The sequence below is a fragment of the Cryptosporangium sp. NPDC048952 genome, from assembly GCF_043197895.1.
In the GTDB taxonomy this organism is placed as follows: Bacteria; Actinomycetota; Actinomycetes; order Mycobacteriales; family Cryptosporangiaceae; genus Cryptosporangium.
The window spans coordinates 375,113-393,524 of record NZ_JBICTY010000006.1; the positions used below are offsets into that span (position 1 = coordinate 375,113).

The 18,412-nt window shown below is 67.8% G+C and carries 19 protein-coding genes and 1 pseudogene; 7 read left to right on the top strand and 13 right to left on the bottom strand.

Features of this window, described 5'->3' with window-relative positions; all coding sequences use genetic code 11:
- Positions 1 to 108: 108 nt before the first annotated feature.
- The 3 genes from ACGFY5_RS32170 to ACGFY5_RS32180 are packed head-to-tail and all read left to right on the top strand — an operon-like array spanning position 109 to position 3,460.
- Complete coding sequence (locus ACGFY5_RS32170; protein ID WP_392725778.1) at positions 109 to 435, top strand: FHA domain-containing protein; 327 nt, start codon at positions 109 to 111, stop codon at positions 433 to 435.
- 17 nt (positions 436 to 452) lie between these two features.
- On the top strand, positions 453 to 2,708 hold the full coding sequence (locus ACGFY5_RS32175) for a protein kinase (protein ID WP_392725781.1): 2,256 nt from the start codon (positions 453 to 455) through the stop codon (positions 2,706 to 2,708).
- The gene (locus ACGFY5_RS32180; protein ID WP_392725782.1) at positions 2,705 to 3,460 is read left to right on the top strand and encodes a hypothetical protein; all 756 of its coding nucleotides are present in this window, start codon (positions 2,705 to 2,707) and stop codon (positions 3,458 to 3,460) included. The genes ACGFY5_RS32175 and ACGFY5_RS32180 overlap by 4 nt, the downstream gene beginning before the upstream one ends.
- Here ACGFY5_RS32180 and ACGFY5_RS32185 read toward each other — a convergent pair.
- Positions 3,432 to 4,007: a hypothetical protein gene (locus ACGFY5_RS32185; RefSeq protein ID WP_392725784.1), complete on the bottom strand. Its 576-nt coding sequence runs from the start codon at positions 4,005 to 4,007 to the stop codon at positions 3,432 to 3,434. The two genes, ACGFY5_RS32180 and ACGFY5_RS32185, sit on opposite strands and share 29 nt — an antisense overlap.
- A gap of 13 nt (positions 4,008 to 4,020) precedes the next feature.
- The gene (locus tag ACGFY5_RS32190; RefSeq protein ID WP_392725786.1) at positions 4,021 to 5,049 is read right to left on the bottom strand and encodes a hypothetical protein; all 1,029 of its coding nucleotides are present in this window, start codon (positions 5,047 to 5,049) and stop codon (positions 4,021 to 4,023) included.
- An 80-nt stretch (positions 5,050 to 5,129) separates the two neighbouring features.
- Here ACGFY5_RS32190 and ACGFY5_RS32195 point away from each other — a divergent pair, with 80 nt between their 5' ends.
- A complete protein-coding gene (locus ACGFY5_RS32195; RefSeq protein ID WP_392725789.1) occupies positions 5,130 to 7,127 on the top strand; it encodes a hypothetical protein in 1,998 nt (665 codons plus the stop codon).
- A gap of 87 nt (positions 7,128 to 7,214) precedes the next feature.
- Here ACGFY5_RS32195 and ACGFY5_RS32200 read toward each other — a convergent pair.
- From ACGFY5_RS32200 to ACGFY5_RS32225, 6 genes and pseudogenes are all read right to left on the bottom strand, one after another.
- Positions 7,215 to 7,466: pseudogene (locus tag ACGFY5_RS32200) on the bottom strand (hypothetical protein); the annotation flags it as partial.
- A 46-nt stretch (positions 7,467 to 7,512) separates the two neighbouring features.
- Positions 7,513 to 7,623: a hypothetical protein gene (locus ACGFY5_RS32205; protein WP_392725792.1), complete on the bottom strand. Its 111-nt coding sequence runs from the start codon at positions 7,621 to 7,623 to the stop codon at positions 7,513 to 7,515.
- Positions 7,624 to 7,704: 81 nt separating this feature from the next.
- A complete protein-coding gene (locus ACGFY5_RS32210) occupies positions 7,705 to 8,076 on the bottom strand; it encodes an NADH-quinone oxidoreductase subunit A (RefSeq protein ID WP_392725795.1) in 372 nt (123 codons plus the stop codon).
- Positions 8,077 to 8,080: 4 nt separating this feature from the next.
- A complete protein-coding gene (locus ACGFY5_RS32215; protein ID WP_392725797.1) occupies positions 8,081 to 8,542 on the bottom strand; it encodes a DUF350 domain-containing protein in 462 nt (153 codons plus the stop codon).
- Between the two features lie 8 nt (positions 8,543 to 8,550).
- Complete coding sequence (locus ACGFY5_RS32220) at positions 8,551 to 9,717, bottom strand: glutathionylspermidine synthase family protein (RefSeq protein WP_392725800.1); 1,167 nt, start codon at positions 9,715 to 9,717, stop codon at positions 8,551 to 8,553.
- Between the two features lie 4 nt (positions 9,718 to 9,721).
- Positions 9,722 to 10,141, bottom strand: a complete 420-nt coding sequence (locus ACGFY5_RS32225) for a hypothetical protein (RefSeq protein ID WP_392725802.1) — start codon at positions 10,139 to 10,141, stop codon at positions 9,722 to 9,724.
- Positions 10,142 to 10,348: 207 nt separating this feature from the next.
- On the opposite strand from ACGFY5_RS32225, the gene ACGFY5_RS32230 reads away from it, so the two are divergent.
- From ACGFY5_RS32230 to ACGFY5_RS32240, 3 genes are read left to right on the top strand one after another with little or no spacing between them, the layout of a single operon-like run.
- On the top strand, positions 10,349 to 11,218 hold the full coding sequence (locus tag ACGFY5_RS32230) for an ABC transporter substrate-binding protein (RefSeq protein WP_392725805.1): 870 nt from the start codon (positions 10,349 to 10,351) through the stop codon (positions 11,216 to 11,218).
- Entirely contained in the window at positions 11,215 to 12,069 is an 855-nt protein-coding gene (locus ACGFY5_RS32235) for an amino acid ABC transporter permease (protein WP_392725807.1), read from the top strand. Before ACGFY5_RS32230 ends, ACGFY5_RS32235 begins: the two co-directional genes overlap by 4 nt.
- Entirely contained in the window at positions 12,066 to 12,809 is a 744-nt protein-coding gene (locus tag ACGFY5_RS32240; RefSeq protein WP_392725809.1) for an amino acid ABC transporter ATP-binding protein, read from the top strand. The genes ACGFY5_RS32235 and ACGFY5_RS32240 overlap by 4 nt, the downstream gene beginning before the upstream one ends.
- Here the strand turns inward: ACGFY5_RS32240 and ACGFY5_RS32245 are convergent.
- From ACGFY5_RS32245 to ACGFY5_RS32265, 5 genes are read right to left on the bottom strand one after another with little or no spacing between them, the layout of a single operon-like run.
- The gene (locus tag ACGFY5_RS32245) at positions 12,806 to 14,053 is read right to left on the bottom strand and encodes an MFS transporter (RefSeq protein ID WP_392725812.1); all 1,248 of its coding nucleotides are present in this window, start codon (positions 14,051 to 14,053) and stop codon (positions 12,806 to 12,808) included. The genes ACGFY5_RS32240 and ACGFY5_RS32245 overlap by 4 nt on opposite strands.
- 40 nt (positions 14,054 to 14,093) lie before the next feature.
- Positions 14,094 to 15,560 (bottom strand): FGGY-family carbohydrate kinase, encoded by a 1,467-nt coding sequence (locus ACGFY5_RS32250; protein ID WP_392725814.1) that lies wholly within the window; start codon positions 15,558 to 15,560, stop codon positions 14,094 to 14,096.
- Complete coding sequence (locus ACGFY5_RS32255; RefSeq protein WP_392725817.1) at positions 15,557 to 16,546, bottom strand: zinc-dependent alcohol dehydrogenase family protein; 990 nt, start codon at positions 16,544 to 16,546, stop codon at positions 15,557 to 15,559. Before ACGFY5_RS32255 ends, ACGFY5_RS32250 begins: the two co-directional genes overlap by 4 nt.
- A gap of 19 nt (positions 16,547 to 16,565) precedes the next feature.
- Positions 16,566 to 17,435, bottom strand: coding sequence for a carbohydrate ABC transporter permease (locus ACGFY5_RS32260; RefSeq protein ID WP_392725819.1), 870 nt, complete (start codon positions 17,433 to 17,435; stop codon positions 16,566 to 16,568).
- Positions 17,432 to 18,385, bottom strand: coding sequence for a carbohydrate ABC transporter permease (locus ACGFY5_RS32265; protein ID WP_392725822.1), 954 nt, complete (start codon positions 18,383 to 18,385; stop codon positions 17,432 to 17,434). Before ACGFY5_RS32265 ends, ACGFY5_RS32260 begins: the two co-directional genes overlap by 4 nt.
- Positions 18,386 to 18,412 lie beyond the last annotated feature (27 nt).

Consider the following 18,412-nt stretch of genomic DNA (forward strand, 5'->3'; position numbering starts at 1 on the left):
CATAATCAGGGTTCGGGCCGCAGCGCTCCCCTATCCACATCCTCCGGAGGCACGATGACGGACAACGTTTCCCCGCGCGACGTAACGACTAGTACAGACGGAGACGGCGTGGGCGCCTGGCTGCGCATCGACGGCGGCAGCGGCTATTACTGGCTCAAGGGATACGAGCGTATCGTCATCGGACGCAACTGCGAGAACGAATGGATCGCCGCTCGCCTTACCTCCAAGAAGATCGGTAAACTGCACGTCGCTGTGACGATCAACGACTCGCAGGTGCTGGTTGAGGATCTGAAATCGAGGAACGGCACCTGGGTCAACGGCCGGCTGCTCGTGCCGTTCAAGCCGTACTGGTTCTCACTCCCGACCGAGATCCGCCTCGGCCAGACGCAGCTACTCCACCTGGAGCTTCCTACGTTCGTCCCGCCCGGCCGATGACGCAGGCGGAGTGAGTCGTGCCGGAGTACGAGGAAGATTACGACCGGCTCCCGGTCGAGGTCCGCGAAAACCTGTCCGGTCCGGAGTATCTCGCCAAGGGGGGCCAGGCGGTCCTCTGGAAAGCACGGTGGCACGGCCCCTGGCCGACGGCTCTGGCCGCCGACGGTGACCACGAGGTCGTCGTCAAGGTCTACGACGAAGGGCGCCGCACCAAGGAGGACGTTTGGGAGCCGTGGCGTGCGTTGCCCCCAGAATGCGCCGTTCCCCTGATCAAGTTCGCTTACGTCAACGAAACGGATACGACGTACGAGATCACGCAGTATCTGCCACACGGGTCGTTGAAAGAATATGCGGCTAGGCGCGGGGGAAATCTCGACTTTGCGGACGCCAAATCGCTACTCGAGAGCCTGTACGACGCTTTCCAGTACATTCATGATCTGCAACCAGCGGACGGACATAGTTATCGGTTGATCCATCGCGACATCAAACCGGACAATCTGCTCGTCACCGGCCTCGATCCCTTACGCGTCTGTCTCGCCGACTTTGGAATCGCCAACCTACAGCCCGGAATGGAGGTGGAAGCGAAGAACTGGAACATGCGCAGCGCGGCCTACGCCCCACCCGATTTCGAATCGAAAGTGTCCTCGCCGGCTGCGGATTGGTGGAGCGTCGGCATCACCCTGCTCGAAGCACTCGACCGACACCCGTTCAGGAAGAACGACGGCTGGATGGAACGCCAGGCCATCGTGGACCGATTCCACGCCGGGCCGATCGAGGTCCGGCTCTCCGACCCTCGATGGACGCAGGCCATTCGCGGACTGGTGACCAGGGCGAAGAGCAAACGGTGGGGCGCCGCCCAGGTCGCCGAGTGGCTGGATGACGGTAACCCGCGTGTCCGGGAGACAGGTGGCGATCTGCGCGAGGAGCCCGTCTTCTTCGCCGGCGACGTGCTGGACAGCCCCGCCGCGCTGGCCGCCGCGATGGCCCGGCGGTGGGATGCGGCGGCCGGGCTGCTGCTCAGCCCATTGGAGTGGGACGGAATTCGCACCTGGGCCCGGTCCGTGTCCGCGACGCTCGGGGACGCCTTGGACGACGTCGATCGTCAGTACGTCCAGACGAGGCAACCGGTCGACCGGAGCATCACCGAGGTGATCACCCGGTTGAACCCCTCTGGCCACCCTGTCTTCCGCGAGTACCAGGTGACTCAACCGGATCTCGTCGACACCGCCCGCTGGGCCGCCCGTGGGAACGCGGAAGCGATCGAGTTCCTCGACGCGCTGTTCGACTCCGGCAGTCTGCTGGCATTCCGCCACCTCGACGACTACCGCGGTCTATCGATCGCCGACGTGCGATGGCAGAGATTGTGCATGCTCGCGGGCGAGGCGGCTGCCCTCGCGGTGTCGCACGGACCACGGGCGCGGTCCGACGCAGAGGACGGCTCGGACGCCACGCTCGGCGCCCTGGAGAGCGCGTTACCGGGAAGCAGCGCGTTCATTCGCGCCGAACTGCTCAACGCGGCGCTGGACGAGCAGCACGTCACGGTGCTGCGGGCCGACGCCGCGCAGCTCATGACTCGGCAGAACCTCCGAGTGGGCTGGTTCCGAGCCATCTGCGAGGAAGCCGAGAGAGCCGAGCGGGCCCAGGATCCCGAGCGCGCCGTCGCGCACTACGTCGCCGCGCTGGTCTTTCGCAACGTCATCCTCGAGCGCGAGTGGCGGGTCGGCGGCGCGACGCTCGAACAGGCACGGCGCGCGATCGAAGACCGGCGCGCGATCATCGAACAACGCCTGCGAACGTTCCGGACGTTCAGGCGCCTCGCCGGTCGCACCCTCCGGGAGGCGATTCGCGAGGTGCAGCTCAACCGGTGGCGCTCGCAGCTGAATCGGTGGGTGGGGATATTCCACGGCATCCTGACGGTGCTCACGGCGGTCGGCGTGGCGATCTCGACGAGACTCGCGGTGGGCTTGGTGGTCGGCGCTCTGCTCGCCGTCTGCGGGGGTGCGATCGGCGTCGCGCGCAGTAGTTCCAGTGCGCGGGGGGCCGACATCGCACTCGGCACGACGATCGGCGCCTGGATCGGTTTCGTCGCCGCGGCGATCATCGCGTCGTGGTTGACGATCCCTCTCGGGCCGGCCGTCGGCTGGCCGGCATTTTGGTTGGTCTGGCTCGGCACGACCGTTCTCGGCGGGGTCAACGGCAGCCGTCGAGCAGCCCAGCACGACCGGGGCCTGGTTTCGACAGATCACTCGCGACGAAGCAGGAGTACCCTATGAAGGTACAGGTCAGCGGTTTCCGGATCGGTATCGCGGCGGCGGGCGACGACCCGTCCGACGATTCTCCGCGCTATGCGGTCGGGCTCAACGGCTGGGCTATCACAGCCGTCCACGCCACCCCCGTCAGCCTCTGGGTTCCGGTCGACGGGAGAACACCGCTCCGGCTCGCGCTCGCCACGACGCTGTCGAACGGTGGACGTGGCCCCGCGGCGCTGGTCCGTCAGCTCACGAGCCCCTCCACCAAATTACGAAAACGGCGGGCGCCCGCCGACTCGGACCCGAACAGGGCTGCGACCGGTCTCACCATGGACGTCACCGGTGAGGTCGCGGTGCTCGACACCACTGCCACCCGGATCTACCGATTGGCCGACGGATACCTCGGCTTGACCAATCCGAGAGAGGAGTCGCCGATCGCGGACCGCATCGACGACCGGCCGACCAACATGGCACTGTCTGTGCTACCGAACGATCGCCTCATCCTGGTCGCCGGCCACCGCCTCGCCGGAGAGAGTTCACTGGCCGCCGAAGACGCCGGCCTCACGGATCCGATCTTCGCCGCATACGCGCTTCTGCGGACCGCCCTCACCAAGCGCACCGAGTACGCGGTCGTCGTCGTGATCGATGCGGAGGGCACCGTCGAGCGAGAAACATCCGTTGGATCCGGCGTCGCTCGTCGGTCGGTCGAGAGGGAGCCCGCCGCCCTCGCCGGCACCTCCCTTTCCGTCACTCGGGGGGCAGAGCCGGCTGAATGACCGTCCGGCGCGACAGGATCTCGCCGCGGCGCTGCCAGGCCCGCCCGTACGTGTCACAGAACTCCAACCGCACCGGTGTCCGAGCGCCCGGCGCTCCGGACTGAACGCTCGCTGCCAGCAGCGCTTCCGCCTCGACGCCGATCAGCTCCCACCGCACAGCGACGCTCTGCGTCGGACCGAGCATCGCGCGCTGAACCGGCTGCCGCGCGCCGTCGATCCCCGCGGTGACGTCGAATACCGGCGCTTCGCTGAAGTTGAACAGCTCCCCCGTGACCTCGACCCCGTCCGTCCACGTCGTGCCCAGCTCGGACATTCCGCACGGCACCCTAGTCGGGCAAACCTCGCCGAACCGGACGCGGATCAAGCGGGCCTGCCTGGCCTCTTCGTCCCGCCGAACGCTCTGCCGGATCTCCTCGGCAGAACGACGCGCCTTGCTCTCCCGCGAGATGAGTACGAGCCCCGTGAAGAACGCAGCGACCGAACCGATGCCGCCCAACATTCCCCCGAGCGCTTCCCACCAATCCGCGCTCAACCCCAACACCGTCATGACCGGGCCCTCCTCATCCGGCGTCTTTCCAGGACATTCCATGGGTTCCGTTGTCACGCAGGATTTGACGCGCCTGCCCGGCGATGCGCCGACGGTAGAACGGGTCACGAAGCTGCTCCGTGATCCAGTCCGCCGCTTCGGTGGGGACCTCGGCCGCGGAGCCGAACAGCGCGTCGACGGTGTCCGCGACCGCCGAGACGAAGCCGCCGTCGACGGCGTCCTCCGCTCCGCCGACCGCGGCCCGGTGTGCGCCCAGTCGCTGCAGAGCCAGGGCGGCGCGCTGCGTCAGGTCGTCCTCGTGGGACGGTTCTGCTACCCGGTCGGCGAGGCTAGCCATGAGTTGGTCGGGCGAGAGCGCTACGGCCCGTACGTCCCGACGGTCGAGCGGACCGGCGATGTGCGCTTCATACCAATTCGCCCGGGCGCGCATGGCCTGCAGCACCCGCTCGATATCCGCGGCGGTGGCGGCGGGGTCGGGCCGCATGTCACCGAGCCGCCACATGCGACGCTCGGCCCAGGCAGGTGTCGGCCACGGATCGAGGCCCACCGCCTCCGCACCGCCGACCCAATCGATGATGTAGAGCGCCAAGTCGCAGAGCCAGGGGTCGCCGCCGAGGCGCGTACCGAGCCAGGCGGGGAGACGCGGCCGCTGGATCGCCCCACGAGCACCCCGGCGATGCCGGTTGCCGTCTGCGGTGGCGTACGGCAGCTTCCGCACGATGAAGCCCTCCAGGTTGCCGATCGGACCTCCCGCGTACCGCATCGTGTAATCGACGACCGCCTCCAGGTCGTCCTCGAATCGGTCGACGCAGCCGGGCACGAGCCGCTCGACGGCGGAAGCACACCAAGGGTGGCCTCGCCGGTACTCGAGCGGACGGGTGTGCCGGACGAAGACGAGAGACCAGCTCACCGCGTACAGACCAGCGCGGATGGCCCGCCCGCGGAGAGGATCCGACGCCGCCACCGCTGACAGAGACGGCACTGTGGCCGCCAAGCGCTTGACCTCGATCGCTTCGTAAGACAGCTGAGGAGAGATTTTCATAGTCGATTACTTTAATATCTAAATTGGGATCTTGCTACTGAGAGGATTCTCTTTCATGAACTCGCAGCTAGGCTGATGCCGTGGAACCCTTCGCCGTGTCCGTGCCCGACGCCGAGGTGCGTCGATCCGAAGTCGTGATCGCGCGAGTGGCCCGGAAGGTGGCACCCCTCTTTGGCGTCGTCTGGGACCAGAACCCGTACGACTGCACATGGGTCTCCGACTTCCGGCGCATCACGCTGGCGGAGATCGCACGCGGCGCCCCGTTCCCGTCCCGGGAACAGCAGTCGGCGCTCGATGCGCAGAACCGCGACGATCCGCAAGCGATGAAGGCAGGCACGTACGGTGCCGGCTGGGCGCTCCGCGACCGGGCGGTCTGGACGCCGAATCGCGCACAGACACCGACCGGCCTGGCAAATGCGACCGTGAACCGCTTCGGCCCGGACACCAAGGCCGCCGTGGTCCTCGCCGGGGCCAACCGGTTGTTCGAGACCGCAACGGCCGCGATCGAGGATGTCTGCCGTCGCTCGCGCGATGCCGCCGTCGACCCAGCGATACGGATGGCGATGTGGGCCGGGATGATCGTCGAGACCTACCGCGCGCAACCAGCTCTGGTATCGGCCGCACTCCAAGCACGAGCTATTCAGCGTGCTCTGCTGCTGTCGTGGAGCGACCGGATGGATTCGCGTGGCTTGGCGGACGGCGCTCGAAGTGAGCCCGAGGAGCCGGAACCGTACGCGGGACCGACCGACGCCGACCCCGACAGCAATCAACCCGACCAGTTCAACCTGCTCGATGTGAGCGTGCGGGCCGTCGGCGCGATCGATGACTACGGCGCCGCTGACGGGGACGAGATCCGCAACGACCTCGTCGACTACCTCACTCGGCTGCTGCTGTCGATTGGATCGTCCGGCCACGGCATGCTGTGGGTCCGGGAGCGCCCGACCGACCACCGCACGATGCAGGCTCACCTGCGGGTCGCCGACGTCGCGGTTCCGCTCGTCTCCCGGTGGAGTCGCCTGACCGGCGGGCACCTCCCGTCGCCGTCGGCACCCAATCTGCCCACTCCAGAACTGTTCCGAGCGCTGACACCAACCGCTCGAAGTGCGTACGCCGTCGCCGCCTACGCGGCCGCCGAGTACACCCGGGTGACGCATCCGGCACGATCGGGCGACACACCGTTCGGGTGGAACTCGCCATACCTGACGGAGACCGCGAGTCTCGCCGCCCAGTACTGCGATCGCCATGACGTGGCGTTGCTGTTGCTGGACTGCCACCGGATCACCGAACAGGTAGCAGGCCTGTGCGCGGATCCCGCCCGGAACGACGCCGAGCTGGAGGAGCGGGTGCAGCGCCTCGATCGCTTCCACCGCCTGCTGGGCGATCGCTGGCGCCGTGACCGGATGAGCGCAGGCACAGCGTCGATGCTGCTCGAGACGGTGTGCCTCACGCTGGACCGCGCGAGCACGATTCTCGGGAGGCCGGAACAGGTGGAGGTCGGTCTGGAGCGTCGCTGGAGAGACGCGCTGTCCAGCCGCGAGTTGACCGACGATCTCGTCGTCAGCGGCGCGGTGCGGACGATCGGTACGGCGAAACTCGCGGCGCTGTCGCACTACACGGCTTACCGGATGAGCCGATCGGCCGGTGACGAGCTAGGGCCGCTGATCCGGCTGCAGGAGATGATCCTGGAAGTCGAACCCCGGAACGGCCCCGAGGCGCCCCTCACCCGTGCCCGGCTGCACGCCGTCGCCGCCCTGGGCTACTACCGCCGGACCGATGTCGACGACACCGCGGACGGCGCGCTCGATCACGCCTTGCTGGCGCTGCGCGCGCTGGACATCGATGCGGTGCGCGCCCGGTCGGAGCCCGCGTTCGCGTTGGTCGAGCTGGCGGAGTGGACGCTGCCGCCGCTCGCGGGCGCAGTCCGCACCGGTCTCCTCGAGCCGGACGACGAATCAGTGCGGCTCGCTGGGTGTCTCCTCGATGCCGCACGCGACGCGATCGCCGCCGCCGGAGCCACGGAAGGAAGCTATGAACAGCGGTCAGTGGCAGGTCTGGCGAATGTGCTGGCGGACACCTAGTGTCCAGTGCTCGATCCAGGTGCGGATGTCAGTTTCGAGTGCAGTGTCTGAGCGGTGGACGCCGCGGCAGATGAGTGCAGGTGGAAGCGGATGGGCCAGCAGCCACGCGCGGACGGCGGGTGTTTGTGGGTGGCGTAGTTGTCCAGGATCAGGTGCAGATCCAGGCCCGCTGGGCTGTTGCGGTCGATGGCGCGGATGAACTGCAGGATTCCTGATTTGTCGGGCTGGCACGCCGGGCAGCCTCGGCAGCACGGGCGCTGAGCGGTCCAGCGCCTGGATCTGGGACTTCTTGTCCACGCAGAGCACCAGCGCCCGTTCGGGCGGGTCGAGATACAGACCCTGTGCGGTTTGAGGCCGAACGCCGCCAGATCCGGGAGACCGCCGACTAGCTCATCCCGGTCCGCGCCGCCAGCGACCGGGTGGACCAATGAGTGGCGTCGACAGGTGTCTCTTCCAGCGTCGTCACCATTACCTGCTCGACCTGCTGTTCGGTCACCGATCGAGGCCGGCCTGGACGAGGCTCGGCCAGCAGCCCGTTCGGGCCTTCACGCAGAATCGCGACCGCCGACGATCCACATCACGTCCAGCGCAGTACGCCCTTGCGCCAGGCGTAGAGCAGGCCGAGCGCCAACAGCCCAACAAAAATGCCCATTTCGACGAGAGTCACCACGCCGAACCCTGGGCGGTCGAACACGACCGCCCAGGGGAAGAGGAACACACTCTCCACCGCGAACAGCACGTACAGATACGCGTAGACGTAGTACCGGATCTGCGCCTGGGCCCAGTCGCCACCGACGGGGTCGACACCGCACTCGTAGGTGCTGAGCTTGGCCGCCGACGGCCGGTACGGCGCCAGCACGCGATTCGCGCCGAACGACACCGCGACGAACCCCACGCCGACGATCAGCAGCAGCCCCAAGCTCGCGTACTGACCCAGGTACCCGTCCATGGGCTCAGATTACGGCCATCGCGGTGACCAGACCGATCGCTATGTTCGTGATGCCCAGGAGCACGGCGGCCGGCGAGACGGTCGGCTCGTGCACCAGCCGACGCACATCGATCCGCGTCAGGATGTTGAACACGAACGCAGCGACGACCTGCGACACGATGCCGATCAACCCGAAGATCGCGGTCGAGATCAGGCCCTCCACCAGCCGTCCGCCCGACGACCAGATCGCCGCGACGATGATCAGCGCCACCGCGAACACACCGCAGCCGGCGAGCACCGTCGCGTTGATGTTCCGCTCGTCGCGGATGATCGTCGACAGGCGGCCCGGCGTCGCGAGGTCGATCGAGTAGTAGCCGACGACCAGCAGCACGAGGCCCAGCGCCGCGTACGCCACGATCGAGCCGGCTCCCTTGCCGACCGCGTTCCAGTACGTGCTGTCGAGCGCCAAAACAACGTCGGTGGCCATGCTGCCTCTCATTGGGACGAAAGAATTCGGTGGGGAACGTAGGAGGACGTGTCGTCGGTGATCAGGCCGGTCGTCTCGCGGATGCCCAGCCCGGCGGCCTCGTCCTCGACGACCCAGGCGCCCAGCACCGGACGCTGGTTGTCGAACTCCGGCAACGGCCAGAACTCCTGATAGACGAAGCCCTCGGCACCGTACTGGCCATGGGTGGCCTGTGTCCCGGACGGCGTGACGATCTGCATGCTCGCGCCCTCACGTCCGAGCAGAGGCTTCTGGATGTAGCTGAGCAGCGGCCCCGGCGTGCGCAGGTACGCGGGCAGCAGATTGGGGTGGTTGGGATACATCTCCCAGAGCACCGCCAGCAACGCCTTGTTGGACAGCAGCATCTTCCAGATCGGTTCGACCCAGAGCATCGTCGATAGCGTGTCGACGACGTTGCGGCCGAACAGGTCGTCGACCGCCCACTCCCACGGGTAGAGCTTGCAGACCGTGTTGATCTCGCGCTCCTGCAGGTCGACGAAGCGCTTGCGCCCGTAATGCCAGCCGATGTCCTCGACAGCGATCGAGATGCCGTCGAGGCCGGCCTGCTGCGCGGTCTCCTGCAGGTAGGCGATCGTCATCACTTCTTCGCCGGACTCGTCCTCGTTGGTCCAGGTGAAGTGGACGGGACCGGACGGCGCGCGGGCCGCGACCTTCTTCCAACCCTCGACCAGGCGCTCGTGCAGCGAGTTCCACTGGTCGTCGTCGGGGTAGACGTCCTCTTTCCAGTACCACTGGATGATCGACGTCTCGACGAGGCTCGTCGGGGTGTCGGCGTTGTACTCCAGCATCTTGGCCGGGCCCGTGCCGTCGTAACGCAGGTCGAAGCGGCCGAACAGGTGCGGGTCACGCCGCCGCCAGGAGGCTTCTATGGAGGGCGCGACCCAGCCGGGGATGCCGAAGTCGACGTACCGCCCCGTGCTGATCACGTGCTCGACGGCTTCCAGGCACATCTGGTGCAGCGTCTCGACGTCCGCCTCGATCGACAGGACCTCGTCCATCGTGAACGTGTAGTGCACCGATTCGTCCCAATAGGGACGAATCAGGTGGTCGGGGTGGGACGTGCGGTGGAACGCCAGACCCTGGGACTCGATCTTCTCTTCCCACCCCGGACGCGGGGTGGACTTCTCACGGCGCATGCCCTCAGCTTCCGCTGGAGGAACGACTACCGAACCCGCCGCGCTGCAGTGTCTTGCCCTTGGTGGTCGTGATGTGCGCGTCCTTGGGCTTCACGGTGGTGCCCCGGTAGATACGGGAGCCCCGACTGGTGCCGCCGTAGTACCAGAAGTAACCGCCGTGGCTGCCGTAGTAGCGGCCGTCGTCGTCGCAGTAGTCGTCGTCGACGACGTTGTAGGAGCCGTCGTTGTTCTGATAACTGCGCTGGTCGACGCAGCGCGCCTGGACGTCGTCGCCGCTACCGCACGCAGCGACAGTCAACGAGAGCGCGCCGATCATGCCGATGCGGACCTTCGCGGAACTCATCCGGCGGCCCGGCGGCTTCCGCGTCACCGTCGGGACCGGTCGGCTGGTCGGAATCTCGCGCTCGGCAGGGCCGGTGCCCACTGTCGGAACTCCATCCGTTTTCCCACACCTGATCGGCGACCGAGTGTAGGCGCATCTCGCCGGTTCACACATGTTCTGCGTCGAAGTTCCGACCCGTGAGCTGGCTCATTACGGTTTCGCGGCAACCCGGTGGTGCACGCGGACCCACGTCGGTCGACGACGTACGCTAGCCCCGCGTTAATCCCTACCGTTCGAGTCGGAGATCCGATGAACCGCTCCTTGCCCGTTGCAGCCCTTGCCCTGTTCGTCGCGCTGGGGGCCGTCGGCTGCGCGCCGGCCGACGAGGACACGGAGACCACCGCGAGCGCCTCTGCCTCGAGCGGCGACTGCGCTGCCGGTGCCCTTCCCACGCTCACCGCGGGAACGCTGACGATCGGCACCGACAAGCCTGCCTACGAGCCCTGGTTCTCCGACGACGACCCGACGAACGGCAAGGGCTACGAGGCCGCGACCGCCTACGCGGTGGCCGAGCAGCTCGGCTACTCGAAGGACAAGGTCGCCTGGGTGACCGTGCCGTTCAACAACGCGATCGCGCCCGGCAAGAAGACGTTCGACTTCGACATCAACCAGGTCAGCATCTCCGACGAGCGGAAGAACGCCGTCGACTTCTCGTCCGGCTACTACGACGTCCGGCAGGCGATCATCGCGCTGAAGAGCTCGCCGGCCGCGAAGGCGAAGTCGATCGCCGACCTGAAGGGCTACAAGATCGGCGCCCAGGTCGGCACCACCTCGCTGGACACGATCAACGACGTCATCAAGCCGACGACGAAGCCCTCGATCTACCAGAAGAACGACCTGGCCAAGACCGCGCTGAAGAACGGCCAGGTCGACGCGATCGTCGTCGACCTGCCGACCGCGTTCTACATCACCGGCGCCGAGGTCACCGACGCGGCCGTCGTCGGCCAGTTCGAGAACACTGTCGGGACGCCGGAGCAGTTCGGTCTCGTGCTGGACAAGGGCTCGAAGCTCACCGCGTGCGTCTCGAAGGCCGTCGAGGCGATCGGTGAGGACGGCACGCTCGCGAACATCGAAGAGGAGTGGCTGTCCAAGGCCACGAACGCTCCTGTTCTCAAGTGACCCAGCCTTACGTCAAAAGCGAACGGCAACTCGCCCGGGAGCAGTACCGCCGCTCCCGGGCGATTCGTTCCGCCGGGATCGCCGGTGCCAGCTCGCTGGTCGTCGTCGTCGCGCTGGTCGTCGGCGTCGTCAGTTCACCCGGCTGGCAGCGCGTCCAGGACACGTTCTTCAGCTGGAAGGACGCGCGCGCCGCGTTTCCGGCGATCCTCGAAGGGCTCTGGCTCAACGTCCGCCTGCTGCTCTTCTGCGGGGTGGTCATCCTCGCGTTCGGGCTGCTGCTCGCCCTGATGCGGACGCTCCGCGGGCCGGTGTTCTTTCCGCTGCGGGCGTTGGCCACCGTCTACACCGACCTGTTCCGCGGGATGCCGGTGATCATCACGTTGCTGCTGATGATCTACGGCGTGCCGGCGCTGCGGCTGACCGGCGTCACGAACGATCCGATCTATCTCGGTGGGGCGGCGCTGGTGCTGACGTACTCGGCGTACGTCGCCGAGGTGTTCCGGGCCGGCATCGAGTCCGTGCACCCGTCGCAGCGGGCCGCGGCCCGGTCGCTCGGGCTCAACTGGCGGCAGACGATGCGGTTCGTCGTGTTGCCGCAGGCGGTGCGGCGGGTCGTGCCGCCGTTGCTCAACGACATGGTGTCGCTGCAGAAGGACACCGGGCTGGTGTCGATCGCCGGGGCCGTGGACGCGGTGTACGCAGCGCAGATCTACACCGGCCAGACGTTCAACTACACGTCGTACGTGGTGGCCGGGTTGTTGTTCGTGGCGCTGACGATTCCGATGACGCGGTTCACCGACTGGGTGACCGCGCGGATGAACCGGCGCCAGTCGCAGGGTGGTGTGGTGTGAGCGTCCTGAGGTGCGAGAACGTTCGGAAGGTGTTCGGGTCGCACGTCGTGTTGGACGACGTCGATCTGGACGTGCCGTCGCACACGGTGACGGTGTTGATCGGGGCGTCCGGGTCGGGGAAGTCGACGCTGCTGCGGTGCGCGAACCTGCTCGAGACGATCGACGACGGGGCGATCTTTCTGGAAGATCGGGACATCACCGATCCGCGGGTGAACGCGGACGGGGTTCGGCAGCAGATCGGTGTCGTTTTTCAGGCCTACAACCTGTTTCCGCATCTGTCGGTGCTGGAGAACATCACGTTGGCGCCGCGACGGGTTCACGGAGTTGCCCGAGCCGCGGCGGAAGAGAAAGCGGTGGCGCTCCTCGACCGGCTAGGGCTGGCCGCCAAAGCTCACGATTACCCGGACCGGTTGTCGGGTGGGCAGCAGCAGCGGGTGGCGATCGTGCGGGCGCTGGCCACCGACCCGAAGCTCCTGCTGCTCGACGAGATCACCGCGGCGCTCGACCCCGAGCTGGTCGGGGAGGTGCTCGAGGTCGTGCGGTCGTTGAAGGACGACGGCATGACGATGGTGATCGCCACCCACGAGATGGGGTTCGCCCGCGAGGTAGCCGACCAGGTCTGCTTCCTGGCCGACGGCAAGGTCCACGAACGCGGCACCCCGCAACAACTCTTCGGCGCCCCCCGGGAAGAACGCACCCAACAGTTCCTACGCCGAATCACCGAAGCCCACCGGCTCTAACGGACTGACTTGATGGGTTGGACGGTCAGGGCGGCTATCAGTGCTGTGATCAGGGAGAGGGCGTAGAGGACCGGGTAGCCGAGGGCTTCTCGGCCGAAGAGGGCCAGGGCGGCGCCGCCCAGGGCGCCGGCGAAGACGTAGGGCAGGTTGTTGGCGATGTTGATGACGCCGAGGTCCTTGCCGCGATCCTCCGGCCGGGGCAGCACCTGCGTGATCAGCGCCTGATCAACCGCCGCATAACACCCGAACCCGACCCCGAGCAGCAGCGATCCGATGATCGCTCCCCACGTCGTCGGCCAGACCATGTAGAAGATCGCCGCGATCCCCTGCAACACCGACGACCACACGATCAGCATCTTCCGACGCCCGGTGCGGTCGGAGATCCGCCCGGCGACGATCGCCGCCCCCACGACCCCAGCCGTGTAGAGCACCACCAGATACAGCGTCCAGTCGTCCGGGTCCACACCCACCCGGTCTCGCAGGTAGAACCACAAATAGACCTGAGCCAGCGCATTCGAGAGCTGGATGAAGAACCGTCCCACCCAGGCCCACGCGAAATCCGGGAACTTCAACGGCGCGAGCGTCCCCCGCACGATCGCCCCGAACGACGTGCTCGGCCGCTCCGCGGCCAACAGCGGCACCCCCCGCGTGAACACCGCGAACGGCAACGCCAGGAACACGGTCAGCACGGCAAGCGCGAGATACGCCGAAACCACCCCGGCGAACACCGTGCTCACGAGCGCGATCCCGATCAACGGCCCGGCCGCCGACGCGATCCCCCACAGCGAGGACGCCCGCGCCCGCTCGGTCACCGGCACCTCGTCCGGCAACGCCGCAGTCAGGGCGGCACTGATCGACGAGAGCCCGACCTGCACCAGCGCCCAGATCACCACCATCCCGACGACGGTGTTCTGATACCCCTGCGCCACCAGCCCGATGATCGTGACGACAGCACCCAGCAGCACCCAGATCTGCCGCCGCCCCCGAGCCGCCAACGTCCGATCGGAATACGCCCCGACCAGCACGTTCACCACGATCGTCACCAGCGCGGCCACCAGCGTGACGACGCTGACCACCGTCTCCCTGTGTGCCGGCGAGATCGCCTCGGCCTGCCGCGGCAATACCACCTGCGCCGCAGCGAACATCACCATGAAGAACGCGAAGTGCCCGAGCGTCCAGGACGTCAGCCAGCGACCACCGGGCGATCTGGTCGGCTCGTCGAGCGCGGACCGACGAGCGACCATAATCCGTCCTCATTCAACGGGCGGAACGTGAATGCGACTCTTATATCGCCAGCGCCTCCGATACCGCAACGTACCGCTGGTACCGCTCGTCCAGGTCCTGCGAAGGCTCGTGTCGCCGCACCACCCGTACACACGCGTCGACGGATGCCCCGAGATCCGAATACACCCCAACCCCGACGCCGGCCAGCATCGCCGCACCCCGCGCCCCAGCCTCGGTCGCGTCGGTCACCTCCACCGGCAACCCGAGCGCATCAGCCAGCAGCTGCGCCCACTCCGCGCTGCGCGCACCACCCCCGCACAGCCGCGCCGGACCCGTCAGCGGGAACGACGACCCGAGCGCCGAGACGTGCCAGCGATGGTTGAAAACGACGCCCTCGAGCACGGCCCGGAACACGTCGGCGCGCGTGTGCCAGCCCCGCAACCCGACCAACCCGGCCCCGGACGAAGGCACCGGCGCGCCGTACAGGAACGGCAGGTACAGCGGATCGTCGGCGTGCGGCACCAACCCGCCGTCGCGCGCCGACGCTTCCGCGATCGCTTCCCCGTACGACGAAGAAAACTGCCGAACTGCCCACTCCAGGTTCGACGCCCCGCTCGGCGACGTCGACATGTGCAGCCACCGCGGCGAACCGCGGTCGGTGAAGAACGTGCGTGCCTGCCAGCGCGGATCGGCCACGGGGGCGTTCCCCACCACCTGGTTGATGCTGAAAGTGCCCATCACCAGGCTCAGCGCGCCGGTACCGACCGCCCCGATGCCGAGCGCGTTGGCGTCGACGTCGTGGCAGCCGGTCACCACCGGAGTGCCGACCCGGAGGCCGGTACGTGCCGAAGCCTCCGCCGTCACCCCTCCGACGACGGCGGAGGAGGCACGCATCGGCGGCAGCAGCCGGGCGAACTCGTCCAGGCCGTACATCTCCAGCACGGCCGCGGACCACTCCTGCGTCCACAGGTCGGTCGCGAACGCACTCCCGTCGGTGGGATCGGTGGCCACCTCGCCGACCAGCCGCAACCGCAGCCAGTCCTTGCAGTACAGCAGCGCGGCGGCTGCTTCGAGCGACTCCGGTTCGTGTTTCCGCAGCCAGGCGAGCAACCCGGCCGGGTTCCACGGCCACGGCACCTGGCCGGTCAGCGTCAGCGCCTCGTCGCCCGCGGCCTCGCGCAGCGCGGCGGCCTCCGCGGTGGCCCGCGAGTCCGTCGCGAGGATCGCCGGGCGCACCGGCCGCCCGGCGGTGTCGACGAGGTGCGCCCCGTCGTTGTGGCCCGCCAACCCGACCGCCAGCACCGCGGTCGGGTCGACGTCCGCGGCCTGCAGCGCGCGGTGCACCGCGTCGGCGGCCACGTCCCACGCCGCGTCCATGTCCCGCTCCTGCCAGTGCGGGCGTGGCGAGGAGATCGCGGTGGCGCCCTGCGCGACCGCGATCTCCTTACCCGAGAGGTCGAACAGCGCCGCCTTGATGACGGTCTGCCCGGCGTCGATTCCGAGCAGCAGTTCGCCCCCCAAAGTCAAGGGATTACCTCGATCTTGCGACCCTTTCCGGCCGCGAACTGATCCAGGGCCGCCGCGTACGAGTCCAGCGGAAGGCGGTCGGAGATGAACACGTCCGGGTCGAGGACACCGGCGGCGAACAGCTCGGCAGCACGCTCGAAGCTGTGCAGCACGGCCATCGAGCCGGTGATCGTGATCTCCTGGTTGTAGATCTTGTACGGCTCGATCGTGGCCCGCGCGGCATAGTCCGACACCCCGAACTGCAGGAACGTGCCGCCCTTGCCCACCCGGCCGAGGCCGTCCTGGATCGCTTTGGCGTTGCCGGTCGCGTCGATGACCAGCTCCCATCCACGCGGGCGGTCGAACTCGTCCGGCGTGGCCGCCGTCCCGGTGACCCCGAGCAGGTCCGCGGTCTTCAGCCGCTCCGGGTTGAGGTCGACGATCTCGACGCTGGCGGCGCCGACGCGCTTGGCCAGCTGCAGCATCATCAGGCCCATCGTGCCCGAGCCGTAGATCAGGATGTGCGCGCCGAGCTGCGACTTCAGCACGTCGTACCCGCGCACGGCGCACGACAGCGGCTCGATCAACGCCGCGTCCTCGGTGCGGATGTGGTCGGGCAGCTTCACGCAGTTGGCCACCGGCGCCACCGCGTACTCGGCTGCGCCACCGGCCGTGGTGACGCCGATCGCCGCCCACCGCTCGCACATGTTGTTCTTGCCGAGCCGGCAGTAGTGGCACTCGTGGCAGTAGAGCGACGGGTCCACCGCGACCCGGTCACCCACGGCCAGCTCGGTGACCGCCGAGCCGATTTCGACGATCACCCCCGCGAATTCGTGCCCGGGTACGACGGGAAGCGTCGGCGCGAACTCCCCCTGCAGGATGTGCAGGTCGGTCCCGCACAGACCGCAGGCGGCGACGTCGACGACGACCTCACGCGGGTTGGGTGTCGGGTCGTCGACGGTGGTCACCTCGACCGAGCCGACTCCGGTGATGACGGCGGCTTTCATGGAGCATCTCCCAGAGTGGTTATTTGACGGCACCGAGCGAAAGGCCCTGGACCAGCTTGTCCTGGGCGGCGAACCCGGCGGCCAGCACCGGCAGCGAGATGACGGTCGCTGCCGCGCAGACCTTCGCCAGGAACAGACCCTGGCTGGTGACGAAGCTGGTCAGGAACACCGGGGCGGTCTGTGCCACGACGCCGGTGAGGACGCGGGCGAACAGCATCTCGTTCCAGCTGAAGATGAAGCAGATCAGCGCGGTGGCGGCGATGCCGGGCATCGCTACCGGCACGATCACCCGGCGCAGCACGGTGATGAGCCCGGCGCCGTCGATCGCGGCCGCTTCCAGGATCTCGACCGGTACCTCGGCCAGGAACGAACGCATCATCCACACCGCGATCGGCAGGTTCATCGACGTGTAAAGGATGACGAGCGTCCAGACGTTGTCGAGCATCCCGGCCTGCTGCGCGATCAGGTAGATCGGGAGCAGACCGGCGACGGCCGGCAGCATCTTCGTCGAGAGGAAGAAGAACAGGACGTCGGTCCACTTCCGGACCGGCCGGATCGCCAGTGCGTACGCCGCGGGGATCGAGAGCGCCAGCACGATGAGCGTCGAGACGATCGACGCCATCGCGGAGTTGATCAGCGGCGGCCACGGGGACGCGCCGCTGGTGGCGCCGAAGAACTCCCGGAAGCCCTGGAGCGTCAGGTCGGCGGCGATCGACGGGGGGTTCGTGGCGGCGTCGGACTCGCTGTGGAAGGCGGTGAGCACCATCCAGGCCACCGGCAGGAAGAACGTGATCCCGATGATCCACGCCAGCAGCCCCAGCAGCGGAGCGCCCTTGCTGCGGGCCGGACCCGCCTTCGTGGGTTTCACCTTCGCGACGGCGGTCGTCATGCCCGGCCCTCCTCTTCCCTGAACAGCGACGACACGACGCGCAGCGCGAACGTGGCGATCGCGATCGTTCCGATGACCACGACCACGCCCGCCGCGGACGCTCGTCCGTAGTCGTGGGCCTGGTAGAAGGTCTGGTAGATGGTGTACGGCAGGTTCGCCGTGCCCAAACCACCCGACGTCAGCGTGAACACCGCGTCGAAGTTCTGGACGATGTAGATCGAGCCGAGCAGCGCGCCCAACTCCAGGTATCGGCGCATGTGCGGCAGCGTCAGGAACCGGAACATCTGCACCGGCGTCGCGCCGTCGACCTTGGCGGCCTCGAGCGCGTCCAGCGGCTGGCTCTGCAGGCCGGCCAGGAGGATCAGCATCATGAACGGCGTCCACTGCCAGACCAGCGACGCGATGACCGCCCACAGCGGCGCCTCGGTGATCCAGTCCGGCTGCGGGGCGTCGTCCCCGAAGATCCAGGTGAGGACGCCGTTGAACAGGCCGTACTCCGGGTTGAACAGCGCGTGCTTCCAGAGCAGCGCGGCCGCCACCGGAACGACCAGGAACGGTGCGATCATCAGCGTCCGCACGATGCCCCGGCCGCGGAACGCGCGGTTGAGCAACAGCGCGATGCCCAGGCCCAGCACGAGGCTGATCAGGACGACCGCGACCGTGAGGACGATCGTCGTGACCACCGACGAGCGCAGCGACGCGTCGGTGAAGACGTCGACGTAGTTGCCGAGGCCGGCGAAACCGCGCTGGTCGGGGTAGAGCGAGTTCCAGTCCATGAACGAGATCACCAGCGTGGCCACGAACGGCAGCTGGGTCACGATGATCAGGAAGACGAGCGCGGGCAGTAGCGGCGCCCGACGGGCCCAGTCCCCGGTGCGGCGAATCGCGCTGGGCTGTCGCCCGGGGTCGGGCGGGGCCGTCTTCTCGGCCGGCGGAGCGATGGCGGTCATTGAAACCCCCTTCAGGGCGCCATCGGA

Bases quoted from the DNA above. Each gene is read 5' to 3' on its own strand.
- ACGFY5_RS32180 (WP_392725782.1), top strand. From the start codon at position 2,705: ATGAAGGTACAGGTCAGCGGTTTCCGGATCGGTATCGCGGCGGCGGGC.
- ACGFY5_RS32185 (WP_392725784.1), bottom strand. From the start codon at position 4,007: ATGACGGTGTTGGGGTTGAGCGCGGATTGGTGGGAAGCGCTCGGGGGA.
- ACGFY5_RS32190 (WP_392725786.1), bottom strand. From the start codon at position 5,049: ATGAAAATCTCTCCTCAGCTGTCTTACGAAGCGATCGAGGTCAAGCGC.
- ACGFY5_RS32210 (WP_392725795.1), bottom strand. From the start codon at position 8,076: ATGGACGGGTACCTGGGTCAGTACGCGAGCTTGGGGCTGCTGCTGATC.
- ACGFY5_RS32215 (WP_392725797.1), bottom strand. From the start codon at position 8,542: ATGGCCACCGACGTTGTTTTGGCGCTCGACAGCACGTACTGGAACGCG.
- ACGFY5_RS32220 (WP_392725800.1), bottom strand. From the start codon at position 9,717: ATGCGCCGTGAGAAGTCCACCCCGCGTCCGGGGTGGGAAGAGAAGATC.
- ACGFY5_RS32230 (WP_392725805.1), top strand. From the start codon at position 10,349: ATGAACCGCTCCTTGCCCGTTGCAGCCCTTGCCCTGTTCGTCGCGCTG.
- ACGFY5_RS32245 (WP_392725812.1), bottom strand. From the start codon at position 14,053: ATGGTCGCTCGTCGGTCCGCGCTCGACGAGCCGACCAGATCGCCCGGT.
- ACGFY5_RS32255 (WP_392725817.1), bottom strand. From the start codon at position 16,546: ATGAAAGCCGCCGTCATCACCGGAGTCGGCTCGGTCGAGGTGACCACC.
- ACGFY5_RS32260 (WP_392725819.1), bottom strand. From the start codon at position 17,435: ATGACGACCGCCGTCGCGAAGGTGAAACCCACGAAGGCGGGTCCGGCC.
- ACGFY5_RS32265 (WP_392725822.1), bottom strand. From the start codon at position 18,385: ATGACCGCCATCGCTCCGCCGGCCGAGAAGACGGCCCCGCCCGACCCC.